Genomic DNA, 16,646 nt, shown 5'->3' on the forward strand with positions numbered 1-16,646 from the left:
GTGTCTACGCCGTTCACCGGGAATCAGAAAACAGCTATCGTACTTCTTGCCCTTGGGGACAAGTTTACGGCTGAATCCTTCAAGCGCATGAGCCGTCAGGAAATTGCCGATGTATCAAAAGCCATGCTTGAAATGGATTCCGTACCCAAGGAGCAGGTTCTGGAAGTACTCAAGGAGTTTAACGAAACTCTGGCTTACGGTGCAGAACTTCTTATGGGCGGAGCAGATCAGGTCAAAAGACTGCTCAGCAAATCTCTTGACGAGGAAACAGCAAAATTCATTCTGGACAAGCTGGACCTTGAAACAGGCCCCGCTCCCTTTCAGGAGCTTCAGAATGTCAGCCCCAAGATTCTTGCACAGATTCTCAGGAACGAGCATCCGCAGACCCTTGCTCTTATTATCGGGCATCTTCACCCGGACCAGGCAGCGGACCTTATTGCCAACCTGCCCGGTGGAGTAAGAGCAGAAGTACTGATGCGACTGGCCAAACTTGAAGCGGTTGCAGAGGAAATGCTCATGGAAGTGGACCGCGTGCTCCAGAGCCAGCTCATAGCAATGGGCGGTAAAGAAGGTAAGAAAGTCGGCGGCGTCCCCGCTGTTGCGGAAATCCTCAACGCAGTGGACCGCTCCACCGAGGAGGAAGTTCTTTCCGAGATCGAGGAAGAATCCACCCAGATGGCAGAAGAGATCAGGAACCTCATGTTCGTTTTCGAAGACATCAAGGGCCTCGACGACCGCGCCATTCGCGAACTGCTCAAGGAAGTTTCAAACGAAGAGCTCACCACCGCACTCAAGGGTGCTTCCGACGATTTACAGGAACTCTTCTTCAAGAACATGTCCGAACGAGCATCCAACATGATCCGCGAAGACCTCGAAATCATGGGACCTGTAAAGCTCTCCGATGTGGAAGCTGCGCAGCAGAATATTGTTAAGAACATCCGCCGCCTTGAAGACGAAGGCCGGATCATGATCAGCAGAGGATCGGGAGATGTCTTTGTCTAAGTCAGAAAATGACCAGAAGTTCTACACCGGTAGAGTCATCATGGGGCTTGATTCCAACAACAAGTCCCAGGAGATGACTTTACAGGAAATGGAAGGCAAGAAAAAGCCGACCTGGAACGATGACACCGACCGCGAATACTTCGAGCGGGTTAAAATAAAAGCCCAAAACATGGCCAAGGAAATTATTGCCAAAGCCATGACCGAGGCAGAGACAATCCGGGCAAACGCTCAGACCGAAGGTTATGCGGCAGGACAGCAGCAGGCCGCTCAGGAAGCAGAGCAACACATGATCGGCTTCAGCCAGAATCTGACACAGACTCTGACTGCCATTCAGGAACAGTCCCGGAATGTGGTTCTTGCCCAGTCAACTGATGCGGTACAGCTGGTGTTCATGGTAATTGAAAAAACTCTCGCGGTTGAAATGGAAAGCCGCAGGCAGGAAATACTGTACTCATTACTTGATGAGGCTCTTGCACGGATTGATTCCCTGACCCAGCTGGTAATAAAAATTTCTCCCGCTGATGCTGAAATCATCACTCCTCTGCTGGAACGGGCTCAAGCTGAGCATCCGGATCTGGAAAAGTGGCGTATCAAGCAGGATCAGACCATAGAAAACGGAGGGATTATTGTCGAAGCTGAAGATGCGGTCATTGACAACACCGTCACCTCCCGCTGGGAAGGAGTTCAGGAAATACTGGCCCAGTTAACCGGAACCACCGGAGAAGAATAATGGCGGACATGAAAGGCTGCACCCAGCTTCTGAAAGCCGTCGACCCCTGCCGCAGTTTCGGCAAGGTGAGCAAGGTCGTGGGTCTCATTGCCGAGGGCCGCGGAATCCGTGCTCCGCTCGGATCAGTGTGTCACCTTATTCCTGATGGGGAGGAGGAATCTATTGCGGCAGAGGTTGTGGGATTCAGGGACGGCGCCTGCCTGTTCATGCCCTATGGAGAAATGCACGGCATCAGTCCGGGAAGCCTTATCCAGAACTCCAGTACCCCCCCGAAAATTCCTGTGGGAATGAATCTTCTGGGACGTGCTGTTGACGCTTTCGGACAGCCGATAGACGGACTGGGGCCCATCATCCCCGATGATTACAATCCGCTCCACCGTGATCCGCCCAACCCTCTTGAAAGGCCCCGCATCAATGAGCCTCTCGATGTCGGCGTTAAAGCCATCAACAGTCTTCTGACTCTCGGCAAGGGCCAGCGAATGGGCATCATGGCCGGATCAGGAGTCGGAAAATCGACACTGCTTTCAATGATGGCCCGTTATACAGTGGCGGACATAAACGTGATCGGGCTTATCGGTGAGCGTGGCCGTGAGGTTGTGGAATTCATTGAACGTGATCTCGGTCCGGAAGGACTGGCCAGATCAGTTCTCGTTGTGGCCACCTCTGACAAAAGCCCTCTCATCCGCATGCGTGCCGCTTACACAGCCACAGCCATTGCTGAATATTTCCGTGATCTCGGTCAGGACGTCCTGCTGATGATGGATTCGGTCACCCGTTTTGCCATGGCCGGGCGTGAAGTCGGACTCGCCGCTGGGGAACCCCCGACACGTGGAGGATACACCCCTTCCGTATTTGCACAGCTCCCTAAACTTCTAGAACGGGCTGGGAAAAACCAGAAGGGTTCAATCACCGGCATCTACACTGTCCTTGTTGATGGAGATGACTTCACAGAACCGATCGCAGATGCCGTAAGATCAATTCTTGACGGCCACATAGTTCTTACCCGTGATCTTGCAGACCAGGGCCATTACCCGTGCATCGATGTTCTCAAAAGTGTCAGCCGCGTACGCGGAGACATCGTTCAGCCCGAAATTGTCGCAGCCGGTCGCAAGGTTCTCGGACAGCTTGCCACCTTCCGCAAGGTTGAGGACATGGTAAACATCGGTGCTTACCAGTCCGGTGCAAACCCCGATATTGACACTGCTATTAAAATGGTCCCCACAATCAACACTTTTCTTCAGCAGGTTATCGAGGAAAAACAGACTCTCGAGGAAAGTTTTTCCCAACTCATGCAGCTTTCCAGCGCAAGCTGACCCCCTACATTACCCCATAATCCCTCCCCGCCAAGAAAATGAGTCGGACATTTATAATATATAACATATAGTTGGTTTTTTTATTGTTTTATAGTAGGATTCCATCTCAGTACTATATTATATATGCGGACTGCTGATATCTACCTTCCTGAAACTATGTTCGTAGGGGACTGAACAGGTTTATTTCGGAAAGGTGATCTAATTCGGACTGGGGAGAAACTGTGCTTAAATTTCTAGCTGGTGCCATATTATCTATTGCTGCTCTGTTTTCACAACCTGTGCAGGTTTATTCATCTCAAGAATTTAAAATAATCCACTCTTCAAACATGCCTCCACTGTCATTTATTAATGACGAAGGTAAAGCAGACGGTATTCTTGTAGATATGTGGAAAGAGTGGGCAAAGCATTCAGAAATCCCCATAAGATTTGATCTGAAAGACTGGAAAGAGGCTGTTTCCGAAACTGTCTCTGGGAAGTACGCTGTAAATGCCGGGCTGTTTTATTCAGATAAAAGGGCCAGATCTCTTGTTTTCGGGGACTACCTCTTTCATATGAGAGGCTCAATGTTCGCGGAGAAAAGCCTGATCAGGGACGGGAATGTAAACCTTGAAGAAACTATCTGCGGGGTGCTTAAAAACGGCTACTCAAAAACATTCATGGAAAAGAACTATCCGTTCACGCCGCTTATGCTTTTTAATTCAGTAGAAGAAATGTTTCGCACAATTTCTGAAGGCCGAATGAAACTTCTGGTTGCCGACTACCCCGTTGCACAATATCTCATTCACCAACATGGGCTTGAAAAGTCTTTTTCTCTAGTCAAACACATGTACACAAGAGACCTGCTGCCGGCTGTAAGCAAGCGCAACAAAGAACTCATCTCCACTGTAAACCTGTACATGGCAGCTATTCCCAAGAAAAAAAAGAACGCCATTATAAACAAATGGCTGAGCAGAAAACGAGAAGTCAACATTGCAAGAGAAGCTACAGTCTGGCTGGCTATCCTGATTGTTCTAGGTATCACCTTATTTCATCGAAAAGAGTTAAAAGCTTTTCTGACGGTCTTCAAAAAAGGTAAATAAAGGCAGGCAAAACTATGCTCTTGCCCAATCAATAAGCATTGCAGTCACATCGTCATCAAAAACGGGACGGAAACCTGTCTTTTCTTCCAGGACATCTTCAATTGTATTAAGCTTTAAGCATCCCTTTTCCATAAGATCCTCAACTATCTCTACAAAAGGATCGAGACTGAAAAAGTCATTCCCCATGCGCCATTCGTAACAACCGTCAGTAAACAGGAAAAGCCTTAAGGAATTCTCAAAACTGCATTCGGATAGATCGCACTCCACTGGGAAGAAGCCAAGTGGCGGGATCTTGGCTGCAAGAGGCTCTCTCAGGCTGCCGTCTGTCATAATAAGCCCCGGACAATGTCCCGCACTCAAATATTTCATCTGGCCCTTGTTGAAATCTATATCCGCAGCGAAAAGAGTGACAAAGTAACTGTCCTTGCCAATAAGATCCAGCAGGTGGCTGTTTATCTGGTCAAGGCTGTTTCCGAGATCACTGCCCGAAGCACCATCAGCCTTGAAAAGAGTTCGGACAATAGCCATAATGAACGCCGCCTGAGGACCATGTCCTGACACATCAGCCACAATAACTCTTATGACACCGTCCTCAAGACCGAAAACATCGTAATAGTCTCCGCTGGCCCTGCCTGATGGACGGTAAAGACTGTTAAGCTCAAGCCCGTCTATTACCGGAACAGTTGTCGGCAACAGTTTGTCCTGAAGACGGGCTACAAGTTTCACCTCATCATCAATAATATTATATGCGCGCTGCAGACGGGCGTTGGCTGTCTGTATCTGCCTGGTAAGCGACACCTGCCGAAAAGCAACGCCGACACGCGCTTTCAATTCCACAACATGGAAAGGCTTGGTTAGATAATCATTGGCTCCACTGTTAAGGGCCCTGGCTTTGATCTCCTGTTCATCCTGCCCGGTGAGCACAATGATTATGACTTCCTGATCACCGATCTCATTTCTTATTTTGTCAATGACATCAAAGCCATCCATCATCGGCATAAGCAGATCCAGAAGAATGACACTAGGGGAGTTCTCCTGATAAAGCCTTATGCATTCCATACCATCGGATGCGGTCTGAACTTCGTAGGAATCTTCCAGAACACGAGTCAGAAAATTCCTCATGGTTGCGGAATCATCCACTACCAGTATCCTTGAGAAATTACCGTTAACTTTTTCGTTTACAATATCGAGATCCACCGACCGGCCTCCATGCGGAAAAAATATACATCTGCATTGGAAATTCCAACTTCCTGCAGCATGTAAACCATAGCACAATATCCCAAGACACTACAGTATTATTAGCAGCAGCATTCTTCATTCTCCCGAGCCGGAATCATTAACATGCCCCCCATCAATGACTGCCCAGCACAACTCAGCAACCCTTCTGGAGCGTCCACCCACAAGCCTTACAAGGTAGGCCACTCCTCCTGTCTCAATCTCACGCCCTTCTGACTCATGGCACTCAATAGAATTACTAATAAACTCCAAGGCATCGGAAACACTATTTAATTCAGCTGTTATATCTTCAATCTGCTTACTCATCAAACCCTCCTGATGTTAAATCCTATAAAAACACCCGACATGAACGCAGAAATATATTCTAAAGACTATCTTGTCTAGTGTTTTATTAATTTTTTCCAATAGATTCATCTATTTGCGAAGGTTTGAACATTTTAATATTTTTAAAAGTTTTTTCCCAACAAGACACACAAACACACAAAACACAAAGAACACGAAATAAAAAAACAAATACACACACCAAAACAAACAAATAACTAGACAAAAACGAGCATAAACAACATAAACAACTTTACTTACATAATATTATGACACAAACAACAAAAACTATACAATATATTAACCACAAAACAGAACTAACAAATAAAAACTAATATTAGATACATTCAAAATATAAATTAATACAATATATATCCAGCAAATATAAATCATACACTCAGAAACAAAATAAAAAGGAGATTCAGTATTCCCTGAAATCTCCTTTTCTTTATACAAAAAAATAAATTGTAAATATTATCTGTATTCTGAATAAGTCTCTTATGCTTTCTTCATTTCATAATGAAACGATGTCAAAATAAAATCTTGAAAGATCAAACATCAGTGCTTTGTTTTTCAGTCCGGGATCTTTGGAACATACAATCTTGAGAACCTCACTGCTTTGAATGCCGACAGCAGTGAGAATAGCCGGAGTCTGAGTCCCCAACTTTTCTTCAAGACCGTCGTCACTTCCAAAAAAATCTGCAGGAGACACATCACCGGGATACACCGTGGAAACAATCCCGGCCCACCCGGCAACAGAAGCCGTAACCATCGGGATATTATTCCTGGTACATGCTTCCTTTAACTGCTGCCGATGGGCCAACCCGCCAAGACAATCAACTACAACCCGGGCTCCTTCAATAAAAACATCAAAATCCCTCTCCTCAAGATAATCCGAACGCACATCAAAAAAAACCGCCGGATTTACCCTTCTCACCATTTCAAAGGCTGCATCCGCCTTACTCAGGCTCAAGGAATTTTCAGCTGCCAGCCGCTGCCTGTTGAGATTAGAAGGCTCAAAAGAGTCCCCGTCACACCCTACAATATGCCCGACTCCGGTCCTGGCAAGGGCCTCAAGCAGATGACCGCCAAGGCCGCCAAGGCCCACTACTGCAACCTTGGACTTGAACATGGTTTTCTGGTCATCCGGACTGAAAGTACACATATTACGGGAATACCGTTCCGGCACGGCTCCGTTATCAAAGGCCACCATTTCAACAAAACGGCGATCCAGCCCCAGTTCTCTTGAAATATTCAGGCACAATTCATGAGGAGCGATGTTCTGTCTTTGATCACCACATTGTTTATCCATAAGATGCCCGGCCATCATTTCGTAAACCTTGTCTTCCACTGCCATAGATCACCCCCCGGTTATTGGTGGAAACAACTTGAGCACATCACCATCGGCAAGTTCGTAATCAACGTCAACACGACTGTCCCCAACAAAATACATAGCCACCTCGTCCTTTTGAAAACCCAGTAATTCAGGGACATCATCCACCCGAATGCTATCGGAGACTTCCAAGTAGCCATCACTTGAATGATAAACCGCAAGATGGCTGAAACAGACTGCTTTTATTTTCATTGAACATAAGTAAACCGCAGGAAAATATAAGTCAAAATGGGGCTCAGGTTTCAAAGGAGATAATGACATAAATTTAAAGCTCTGCTAAGTCGTTAACCATGCAAACAATGATAGACAATTTATCCATGATTGCCCGGAAAGCAGGAGCAGCCATAATGGATGTGCGAAACAGTGGTTTCAAAGTTACCAGCAAAGATGACAAATCCCCGGTAACGGAAGCCGACATTGCTTCAAACGCAGTCATCTCGAACCACCTTTCTGAAATGTACCCCGACATTCCGGTCCTTTCTGAAGAAGGAGCAAAGATCCCTTTTTCAGAACGCAGAGAATGGAAGGAATTTTTCCTCGTGGACCCTCTGGACGGGACAAAAGAATTCATTAAAAACAATGGAGAATTCTGCGTTTGTATTGCTCTGATGCGGGACAACCGTCCTGTACTGGGAGTTGTATACGCGCCGACACAAGACAAGCTTTACACCGGCAGTCAGGAGACCGGAGCACATATCAGCCGGGGGGGAGCTGAACCGGAAAAGATAAACACCAGCCCACCCGCTGAAGATGAAGCACTGGTTATAGTAGGAAGCCGCTCACACCCTTCTCCGGATCTGGCCGCCTATCTTGAAAAAAGAAGTGTCGCTGAAATGATCCCTGCAGGCAGTGCCATCAAATTCTGTCTGGTAGCCGAAGGCAAGGCTCACCAGTACCCAAGATTCAATCCCACCATGGAATGGGACACTGCAGCAGGACAAGCCATAGTTGAAGCTGCAGGCGGAAGCATGACATCACTTGATGGAAGCGAATTCCCATACAACAAGGAAATACTGAAAAACAAAGGCTTCATAGTCAAAGCATAAAGGGAGATTTAATGCGTGCCATTCTTCTGACCACCCTGATACTGCTCGGAGGCTGCACTTCATATTACAATCCGAGCCTCGGCATGGATACCAACCGTAACGACCAGTTTAAAAAAGACCGCGCGGCCTGCCGGGAGCGTTCAAAAAAGGAGGCAAACTCCGAACCTAAGAACGACTGGCAGTTTCTTAAAACCTATGATCAGCAGCGTATTGAACATAACAATGAAGCCCGCGCTTTCGACCGTTGCATGGCCGGAAAAGGCTGGATTAAAAAATAATCCCTGCCAATTCAGCAATACAGTTAGCCCCTTTTTCCGATCATAATACCGACTTTCCAAATCCACTCACTTTAATCAAACTGTCCCATTCAACGAGAAAGGCCGCCTGCTCCGGATAAACATTACGAAGCAGGCGGCCTTTTAATTTATTCTGAATATCCCGGTTTATCTGCTCAGAGTCGTATAATCTTCCCTGCTGCCACGAAAGGAAACCCTGCCGTTCTCAATTTCAAGCACATTTGAAATGGAGGGGATAAGCTCTTCACTGTGATGGGTGACGTAAACCATACAGACCCCGGCCTGAGCCAGCTTTTCAAGAAGGTGGTATATCTCTATTCTTGATTCAGCGTCTACACCGGCCAGTGGTTCATCAAGGAGCAGCACATCAGGACCTGCTATCAATGCCCGAGCGATAAAAGCCTTGCGGAGTTGTCCATATGAAACCTGCTCCATGGGTCTTTGGGCCAGGTCTTCAATACCGAAAAAGTTTAGCCACTCCCATGTCCTGCTGCGCATTTCATCACTGATTTCATCCAGTATGCCGGCAGAAGCAAAAAATCCTGAAATCACCACATCAAAAATAGGTATGGGCCTGCCTACCGCTTCCCCGAATGAGGCCTGCATGGATGCTGAAACCATCCCCATGCGTCCACGTACCGATCTTAATGAATCACCTCTTTCAGGGAGACGCTCCATTTCTTCCTCAGCAGCGTAAGCCGCGGCGTCACCATAAAGCAGGCGCAGGAGAGTTGATTTACCTGCTCCGTTGTGTCCCAACACAGCCCAGTTTTCGCCGCCGCGCATCGTCCAGTCAATATTATGGAGCACTGTTTTGCCGAGAAAGACAACACTTGCATCTTTAAGCTGAAACAGCTTTCTACCGGGCTCAATTCTCTCTATTTCCGGAAGAACCCTGTTTTCAAAATCCGGAGTAGCGCAGCTTACGCCTTCCCCAGCCCCATCCTCGCAGCGGTCCACCCTGCCATCGCGAATATAAAGGGTGCGGTTTACACAGGAAGGCAGTTCCTCTTTACGGTGAGCCGAACAGATCACAGTAGTACCGGACGCGGCTGCGGCATCAATAGCGCGAATGAGCTGGGCTCTGGACTGCTGGTCTATACCTTCAAGGAACTCATCGAGTATAAGAAATTCAGGCTCGGCCATGAGAGCTCTCGCAATAAGTATTTTACGAGCTTCTCCACGGGACATCTTAACCATGCTGCGTTTAGCCAGATCGAGCATCCCCAGCGACTGCATGAGATCCCGCACAGGTCCGTACTCGCCCTCATCCGCAAGGCGGTAAAGAAACGGGGTATTATCCTTGCCGGCAAGAACAACTTCCTCACCGGTAACATCCCAGGCCAGCTGCAGAAAAATATCCTGATGTTCGGGAGAAATCATACGGTAACGCTCGAGTGGTTCTAGCGGACTGCTGGTTTTCTCACCCTCAATATAAAATTCCCGCTTAAGATCATCATCAGGCCAGACTTCCCCGGCAAGGATCATCATCAGGGTGGTCTTACCTGCACCGTTGGGTCCTAAAACCGCCCAATGTTCACCCTTTTTAATGTCCCAGTTTATATCTTCAAGCACCGGACCCCGATCAAGGGTAAGTGAAACACCTTTCATTGAAACCAGTAAATCGCTCATGAAAACCCCGCTTCATAACATACTGAAACTTATTGAATACAAACCCTGTTTTCACTCAAGGAACAAACAACTACTACTTAAGATCAGCAAGTGCAATAGTCACAGTCACCCCCCTATGTCCCGGCAGAATTGCCCGATAAAAACAATTATCTACTCATTTAGTTGAAAAAAGTTCCTTTTGTTTTTATATGTAAAGAAAATAATTAACCAATCAGGCAGAGGATTACATGAAAAAGTCGTCCGGCCTCTACATTTCCATCTTCATTTCCACTGTTGCAGTCCTTTTCCTTCCGGACATGCTTCAGGCTGCTTCAGAAATTAAAATCCCCAATATAATAGGTAATGTTAACAATCCCTACTCTCTGCCAGAAAGCGGTGAACCCGGATTCTGGCTTTCCACTGCCATTGGACTCGCCGCCGGGCTGCTGAGTTCTGCCATCGGGGCCGGGGGCGGTCTGGTGGTTGTCCCCGCACTTATGAGCGCCGGTATCTCGGGAGTTTATGCCATTGGTTCGGAAATATTCCGGCTGTTCATATTCAGCTCTATCCAGTCAATGCGCATGGGTATCAACAAACGTATCAACTACATGCTGGCACTATACCTCATGGCAGGGACGACAATAGGCGGATTCGGAGGTTACAAGCTAAGTAAAACCGTTTTTCTCGCAGACCCGGCCGGGAGTGATGTATTCATATCTTCAATGATCATTTTGTGGCTTGCGGTTTACTCATTCATTATAGTTCCTGAATTCAGAGAATCGGCACACCAGTACGCCCTTGAGATACTGAAGAAAGAAAAAGAGGCTGAGAACAGGGAAGTTGCAGTTCAAGTGGAATCTCCGGATAAAGAAAATAAGGATGAATCCAAAGAAGGAGAAACGGAAAAGAAAAAGGGCGAAAATTCGGAAAAAGAGAATACAGCAGAGCAGACAGAAGAACCTGAAAAAGCTGAATTCGAAGATGACCTGTATCCCGATGAAGAGCCCTGGCCCATTGCCCGAACCATGCGGACAATAAAATTGCCCCCTTACATAAAATTTCCCGGGACCATCAAGGACCAATCAGAAGACGATCTTGAACCTGCTATTATGCGACGCGGGGGCATGGAAGATCTGCCGGAGCAGTCCGAATCCAAACCGGCATACGATCGTATTCCTGTCATTCCTCCTGTTCTTCTCGCCATGGCCGGGGGGTTCTTCATGGCCCTGACCGGGTCCGGCGGTGTAATCCTCAGTTTCACTATTCTTACTAAAGGATTCGGATGTGTGGCCGCGCTGGTGGCGGGAACCGATCTCGCCAGACTGGCAATCTCAACCGGAATTCTGAGTATGGGAACATACGGACTGGACGGCCTTATCAATATCTACTGCATTACCGGGCTAATATTCGGAACCTCGACCGGCCTGCATCTGGGCAGTAAAGCTCTGAAACATATACAGCCATACCGTGTTAAAGGCTTAACCGCCCTTCTTGTGATATCAGTGATGCTGAACCGTCTGCTGGCCCTTCCAGCCCTTCTGAACAAATCCGGAGCTTCAATTCCTCACGGTATTGCCTCAACTCTCAGTCAGAGCGGCACATGGATAATGTTCATAGGCATGGCTACATTCTGCGGCTGGTTTATTTATGCCTTTGGAACCGGCTTTGTTGAATCGTTGACTCCTCCCGACAAGAGAACCGATCAACAGGAGAACGGCAAATGACTTTTTCCATGAAAACGCTATTGATATCAGCCGTGCTTTTCGCTGCAAGTCTAATGGCGGTTGGGTCAATGTACCTTCCCCTTTTTGAAGGAAAGAACGGCTTCCAGACTATGGAGACTGCCTTCAATTCACTTAGGAAAGGAGTGCGCCCGCCCTTCAAAAAGCTGACAGAAGAAAATGAAATCAATCTGGGCAGGAATTTCAGAACAACGATGGTTTTCCGGAGTAATGAAAAGGCACGGATAGCAACCATGATATTTCTGGCAAATAAACTGACCGTAACACCAAAAGGACGCTCAGTTAATATTCAGGGAGACCTCGGTTACACTCTCCAGTTTTTCATGGACGACATCAGTCTCCTGTATGCCAACAGATTTGATCTGATAGAAAAAAAGTACTCCATGCCGTACATGCAATCCATGTATATGCTGGACAGGATTCTGAAAAAAATGTCTCCGGCTCTGGCCGCACTCAACCTGAGCAGGCAGGAAAAACTTGTCCGGGACATTCGTGGCAAACTGCTTGTTCCGGCATACAACCTGAGAGAGGCCCTTCCGGTCGGTCAGACTTCCGGATTCTTCTACCTTACTTTCGGAACCATCGGAATTCTAATTTTTGCCATTTTCTGGGATATTTCCAACTATATGTTTTTCGGAACACTCGTTTCTGAGAATTTTCTTAACCCTCTTCGGGTCAAGCTTGGTCTGGAGCTTTCTGATGAAGAAAAAGCTGCTATCAAAAAAAAGGAAGAACTGCTGAAGAAAAAACGTGCAAAAATGGAAGCAGCCAAAAAAGCCCGGGCCAAAAAAAAGGCTGAGGAATTGTTGAAGACAAGGGAAGGAAAAAGAACAAACAAGGAAGCTCTCAAGAAACAAACTGATCCTGAACAGAATAAAGATAAAGCAAAACCCGCAGCCCGAAAGACGGGTAAAAAGAAATCCGACCCGGAAAAAGTTAGTACTAAAAAGAAAACAGCCGCCAACAGTCCTAAGCAGGCATCCAAAAAAGCAGTTAACAAAACCTCAAGTGCTGCCGATAAGAAGACAGCGGCCCCATTACGGACTGCCACTAAAAAGAAGAACGTTGCCGCCGACAAAAAGCAGGAAATGCAAAATCGGTCCGTTGCGGTAAAAAAACAGATCCCTAAAAAGAAAAATACGACTGATTCAACTTCTTCAGGAGACGCAACTCCCAAGAAAGTCCGTCAGGTCAAAAAAACTGCAGAGAAGCCCTCCCCCGAAACTTCACAAAATAACTCAAAAAAAGTAACTACCCGCAAAGTGAGTAAAACAAACGGAACGGCTAAAAGAGAAAAAGCCACTCCCGACATTCAGCAGAAGCAGAGTGGGAAAACCGGAAAAACGCGACCTAAACCGGAAGCCAAGGAACAGGATAAAAATTAATGAGCACCAAACGCAAAAGAGAAGCGGTGGCTTTTTTCCGTATTCTTGAATACGAGTCAACCATAATGAACACCGCTGTAGAGCTTATAATGGAGGAATGCGGGTTCAAAATTCCTCCGGGAGCAAAAGTCCTGGTCAAGCCTAATCTGGTGTCCTCCAAGAACAAACTTGCCTGCACACATCCCAATGTCACATTGGCGGTATGCCGCTATCTTAAAGACTGCGGTGCAGAAATCACGGTGGCGGACTCTCCGGGCTACGGCTCCGCCGCGCATGTTTCCAAGGCGATAGACATGACTTCCGGACTCGAAAGAATGGGGCTTAAAATAAAAAATCTCGGCCGCCCCACTCCGCTTAAATTATCCTTCGGTGAAACAATCGGGATATCAAGGGACGCTCTTGAAACAGATATGATTATCAATGTTCCTAAGTTCAAAGCGCATGGGCAGTTCCTGGTAACCGGAGCAGTGAAAAATCTTTTCGGTACAGTTGTAGGATTTCGTAAAGCATACGCGCATACCCGGTTCGGCGAGAATCCGGGGCTTATGGAAAAAATGATCATTGAAGTGAACAAAGCCCTGCCGGTAAGATTCAACATTATGGACGCCATCTACCCCATGCATGTAACAGGGCCGATCAACGGCAAACCCTACACCATGAATCTTCTGGCCGGATCCAGTAATCAGTACGCTCTAGATACCGCCTTTTACATGCTTCTGGGACTCAGTCCCAAAAAGGTTCTGCTCTGGCGGGAATGCGCAAAACAGAAAATCTTCGGTTACCACCCCGAGCATATAGAATATGTAATAGAACCGCCGGACGATTTTGATACCACCGACTTTGTAATTCCCGAGAAATTAAGCCCAATGGAATTTGAACCTGTGCGCTTCGTAAAGGGCAGAATAAAAAGCCTGCTCAGCCCCTTCAACCGCAATTGAGCATTCCCATTAATTTGCAAAAAAGAGAATATATCCCCAGATGAACAACAGCAGAATTTACCGCAGACTGCTCACCGTGACCGGACAGGTTCAGGGAGTCGGCTTTCGGCCCTTTGTTTACAAAACAGCCCTCAAACATAATCTATCCGGCACAGTTCTGAACAGCCCGGAGGGAGTTCTGATTGAACTTCAGGGACCGGAAGAAGACCTGGACGGCTTTGAGCAGACCTTCAACTCGGATTTGCCGCGTCTTGCCCGTATCGTCTCTTTTGATAAAAAGGATATGGAGACAGTGGAAGGAGAAGAAGAATTCTGCATCCTTGCATCCACAGCAGGGGAAGGACACTGTGTGCTGATCAGTTCGGATGTGGCTACCTGCCCGGACTGCTTCAATGATATGAACGATCCTCAGAACCGCCGCTTCGAGTATCCTTTCACAAACTGCACAAACTGCGGACCAAGATATACGATCACCCGCTCCATTCCCTATGACCGCCCGGTAACATCAATGGCATGTTTTCCACTTTGCCCGGACTGCAAAGAGGAGTACGAAAATCCGCTGGACCGCCGTTTCCACGCCCAGCCCAACGCATGTTCTGAATGCGGCCCAGAAGTCTGGCTAACAGACAATAAGGGCAATAATCTTTCCTCTCCCGAGAACTCATTGCGGGAACTGGCCCGGTTGCTTTCTGCAGGAAATATTGCGGCTGTAAAAGGGCTTGGTGGTTTTCACCTTGTATGTGACGCGACAAACCCCGAAGCAGTAAAGAAGCTGCGCCAAAGAAAAAGCCGCCCCGACAAGCCCCTTGCCGTCATGGTCAATGACATTTCAGCCGCTGAAAAACTGGCCGAGCTAAAAGATAATGATATAGAACTGCTTGAAGGGATGCAGCGGCCAATAGTTCTTGCTCCAAAATCAGCGGACTACTCGCTTGCTTCTGAAATTGCACCGGACACGGACTACATAGGTTTGATGGTTCCTTACACTCCATTGCATCAGGTGCTGCTGAAATATTTTTTCGACCTGTGTACAAACGATCCGGCTGCGCTGGTCATGACTTCGGGCAACATGAGCTCCGCTCCCATCTGCATCGGTAACAGAGAGGCTCTGAAGAGACTCCCTCAAATCGCTGACATTTTTCTATTTCACAACCGGGATATTCTCATCCGTGTTGATGATTCCGTTGCCCGCTCAGTACCTGAATTTGACCAGCAGCTGAAAAATAAATCCGCTTACCGCACTGTTCTCATGCGCCGGGCAAGAGGCTACACCCCTTCACCTGTTTTTCTATCCAACAACGGCCCCTGTGTGCTCGGGACCGGACCGGAACTTAAAAACACCCTCTGCCTGACCAAAGGCGATCAGGCATTCTGCAGCCAGCATATCGGTGACATGCAGAACCTTGAAACCGCAAACTTCTGGAAAGAGATACGCCAGCATCTTCAATCAATACTCAAAGTAAAACCGGAACTCATAGTCCATGACCTTCATCCGGATTATTTAACAACGGCACTGGCCGAAGAAATTTCACTTGACGAAGGACTTGAAACAAAAGCCCTTCAGCACCACTACGCCCACATCCACTCCGTTCTAGCTGAAAACAAATACAACGGACCTGCGCTTGGACTGGCCCTTGACGGGACCGGGCTGGGCGAGGACCGCACCATCTGGGGCGGTGAATGTCTTTATGTAGATAATGATAAACTTGAACACAAAAGACTGGCCCGCTTCACCCACCTGCGTCTTCCCGGCGGGGAGGCTGCTGTTCGCGAGCCCTGGCGTATTGCTTATGCAGCTGCAAAAGATTTAAACCTCGATACAATGAATATTCCAGTCCCCGAAAGCGTTCAGCCGGGACTGGCCATGCTTGATCAGATTCTTGAAAGGAATATAAACTGCCCGCCCACCAGCAGTTGCGGACGTCTTTTCGATGCAGTATCCGCTATGCTCGGACTCTGTTCAGTGATTACTTACGAAGGACAGGCCGCCATTATTCTGGAGAAAGCTCAGGATATGGAAGAGCAGGGAGCATACAGCTGTCCTTTACTGCAAAATGAGCCACCCTTTGAAATCAAAACGGGAGAACTTTTCAGGCAGGCATATGAGGACAGGGTGAATGGAATCAAGCCAGCCGTGATCAGCCGCAGGTTTCACCGGGGACTGATCCTCGGCCTTGCCGAGTGTGCCGAAATTATTGCGGGACAGACAGGAGTAAAAACCGTGGGCTTAAGCGGCGGTGTCATGCAGAACCTGACCATTGCGGTTGAGCTTCCTGTGGAACTTCAGAAACGGGGATTGACTCCTCTGGTACATCGTTATCTGCCCCCCAATGACGCCTGTATTTCACTTGGGCAGGCGGTCTATGGACAGCTTCTGCTCAACAGAAAAAAAAAATAATTCTTCTCCCTCGGGGAGAATCCTAAAAAATACAGCCGCAACTCCTTTTGGACTTGCGGCTGTTCATTTTAATTCACTCAGAAAACAGACTTGCATATAATCAGGCAACCCTGATCAAAAAATGAATAATATCTAACACAAGGGTATCGAGCTTTC

General features: G+C 47.5%; 15 protein-coding genes. 10 read left to right on the forward strand and 5 right to left on the reverse strand.

Annotated features, from left to right (window positions below; translation table 11 throughout):
- From fliG to ACZ5PW_RS18025, 4 genes are all read left to right on the forward strand, one after another.
- The gene (fliG, locus tag ACZ5PW_RS18010) at positions 1-1,002 is read left to right on the forward strand and encodes a flagellar motor switch protein FliG (protein WP_464556266.1); all 1,002 of its coding nucleotides are present in this window, start codon (positions 1-3) and stop codon (positions 1,000-1,002) included.
- Positions 989-1,732 (forward strand): FliH/SctL family protein, encoded by a 744-nt coding sequence (locus ACZ5PW_RS18015; RefSeq protein ID WP_464556268.1) that lies wholly within the window; start codon positions 989-991, stop codon positions 1,730-1,732. Before fliG ends, ACZ5PW_RS18015 begins: the two co-directional genes overlap by 14 nt.
- Complete coding sequence (locus ACZ5PW_RS18020) at positions 1,732-3,045, forward strand: FliI/YscN family ATPase (RefSeq protein WP_464556271.1); 1,314 nt, start codon at positions 1,732-1,734, stop codon at positions 3,043-3,045. Before ACZ5PW_RS18015 ends, ACZ5PW_RS18020 begins: the two co-directional genes overlap by 1 nt.
- A gap of 221 nt (positions 3,046-3,266) precedes the next feature.
- The gene (locus ACZ5PW_RS18025) at positions 3,267-4,124 is read left to right on the forward strand and encodes a transporter substrate-binding domain-containing protein (protein WP_464556274.1); all 858 of its coding nucleotides are present in this window, start codon (positions 3,267-3,269) and stop codon (positions 4,122-4,124) included.
- Between the two features lie 12 nt (positions 4,125-4,136).
- Here ACZ5PW_RS18025 and ACZ5PW_RS18030 read toward each other — a convergent pair whose 3' ends face one another.
- From ACZ5PW_RS18030 to ACZ5PW_RS18045, 4 genes are all read right to left on the reverse strand, one after another.
- Positions 4,137-5,321: a PP2C family protein-serine/threonine phosphatase gene (locus tag ACZ5PW_RS18030; protein ID WP_464556276.1), complete on the reverse strand. Its 1,185-nt coding sequence runs from the start codon at positions 5,319-5,321 to the stop codon at positions 4,137-4,139.
- A 117-nt stretch (positions 5,322-5,438) separates the two neighbouring features.
- The gene (locus ACZ5PW_RS18035) at positions 5,439-5,666 is read right to left on the reverse strand and encodes a hypothetical protein (RefSeq protein WP_464556279.1); all 228 of its coding nucleotides are present in this window, start codon (positions 5,664-5,666) and stop codon (positions 5,439-5,441) included.
- 529 nt (positions 5,667-6,195) lie between these two features.
- Positions 6,196-7,038: a HesA/MoeB/ThiF family protein gene (locus ACZ5PW_RS18040; RefSeq protein WP_464556281.1), complete on the reverse strand. Its 843-nt coding sequence runs from the start codon at positions 7,036-7,038 to the stop codon at positions 6,196-6,198.
- A gap of 3 nt (positions 7,039-7,041) precedes the next feature.
- Positions 7,042-7,335, reverse strand: a complete 294-nt coding sequence (locus tag ACZ5PW_RS18045; RefSeq protein WP_464556284.1) for a MoaD/ThiS family protein — start codon at positions 7,333-7,335, stop codon at positions 7,042-7,044.
- Between the two features lie 38 nt (positions 7,336-7,373).
- Here ACZ5PW_RS18045 and cysQ point away from each other — a divergent pair, with 38 nt between their 5' ends.
- A complete protein-coding gene (gene cysQ, locus ACZ5PW_RS18050) occupies positions 7,374-8,120 on the forward strand; it encodes a 3'(2'),5'-bisphosphate nucleotidase CysQ (protein ID WP_464556288.1) in 747 nt (248 codons plus the stop codon).
- Positions 8,121-8,131: 11 nt separating this feature from the next.
- On the forward strand, positions 8,132-8,398 hold the full coding sequence (locus tag ACZ5PW_RS18055; RefSeq protein ID WP_464556290.1) for a hypothetical protein: 267 nt from the start codon (positions 8,132-8,134) through the stop codon (positions 8,396-8,398).
- 165 nt (positions 8,399-8,563) lie between these two features.
- On the opposite strand, the gene ACZ5PW_RS18060 is transcribed toward ACZ5PW_RS18055, so the two are convergent.
- Positions 8,564-10,048, reverse strand: coding sequence for an ATP-binding cassette domain-containing protein (locus tag ACZ5PW_RS18060; RefSeq protein ID WP_464556292.1), 1,485 nt, complete (start codon positions 10,046-10,048; stop codon positions 8,564-8,566).
- Positions 10,049-10,275: 227 nt separating this feature from the next.
- Here ACZ5PW_RS18060 and ACZ5PW_RS18065 point away from each other — a divergent pair, with 227 nt between their 5' ends.
- Genes ACZ5PW_RS18065 through hypF form a run of 4 tightly spaced genes read left to right on the forward strand, consistent with a single transcriptional unit; the run spans position 10,276 to position 16,490 of the window.
- Positions 10,276-11,751: a sulfite exporter TauE/SafE family protein gene (locus ACZ5PW_RS18065; RefSeq protein ID WP_464556295.1), complete on the forward strand. Its 1,476-nt coding sequence runs from the start codon at positions 10,276-10,278 to the stop codon at positions 11,749-11,751.
- Positions 11,748-13,154 carry a hypothetical protein gene (locus ACZ5PW_RS18070; protein ID WP_464556297.1) on the forward strand — a complete coding sequence of 469 codons (1,407 nt, stop codon included), beginning with the start codon at positions 11,748-11,750 and terminating at the stop codon, positions 13,152-13,154. Before ACZ5PW_RS18065 ends, ACZ5PW_RS18070 begins: the two co-directional genes overlap by 4 nt.
- Positions 13,154-14,092 carry a DUF362 domain-containing protein gene (locus ACZ5PW_RS18075; RefSeq protein ID WP_464556300.1) on the forward strand — a complete coding sequence of 313 codons (939 nt, stop codon included), beginning with the start codon at positions 13,154-13,156 and terminating at the stop codon, positions 14,090-14,092. Before ACZ5PW_RS18070 ends, ACZ5PW_RS18075 begins: the two co-directional genes overlap by 1 nt.
- Before the next feature lie 40 nt (positions 14,093-14,132).
- Positions 14,133-16,490: a carbamoyltransferase HypF gene (gene hypF / locus ACZ5PW_RS18080; protein WP_464556302.1), complete on the forward strand. Its 2,358-nt coding sequence runs from the start codon at positions 14,133-14,135 to the stop codon at positions 16,488-16,490.
- The last annotated feature ends 156 nt before the right edge of the window (positions 16,491-16,646 follow it).

Source organism: Maridesulfovibrio salinus (assembly GCF_055394525.1).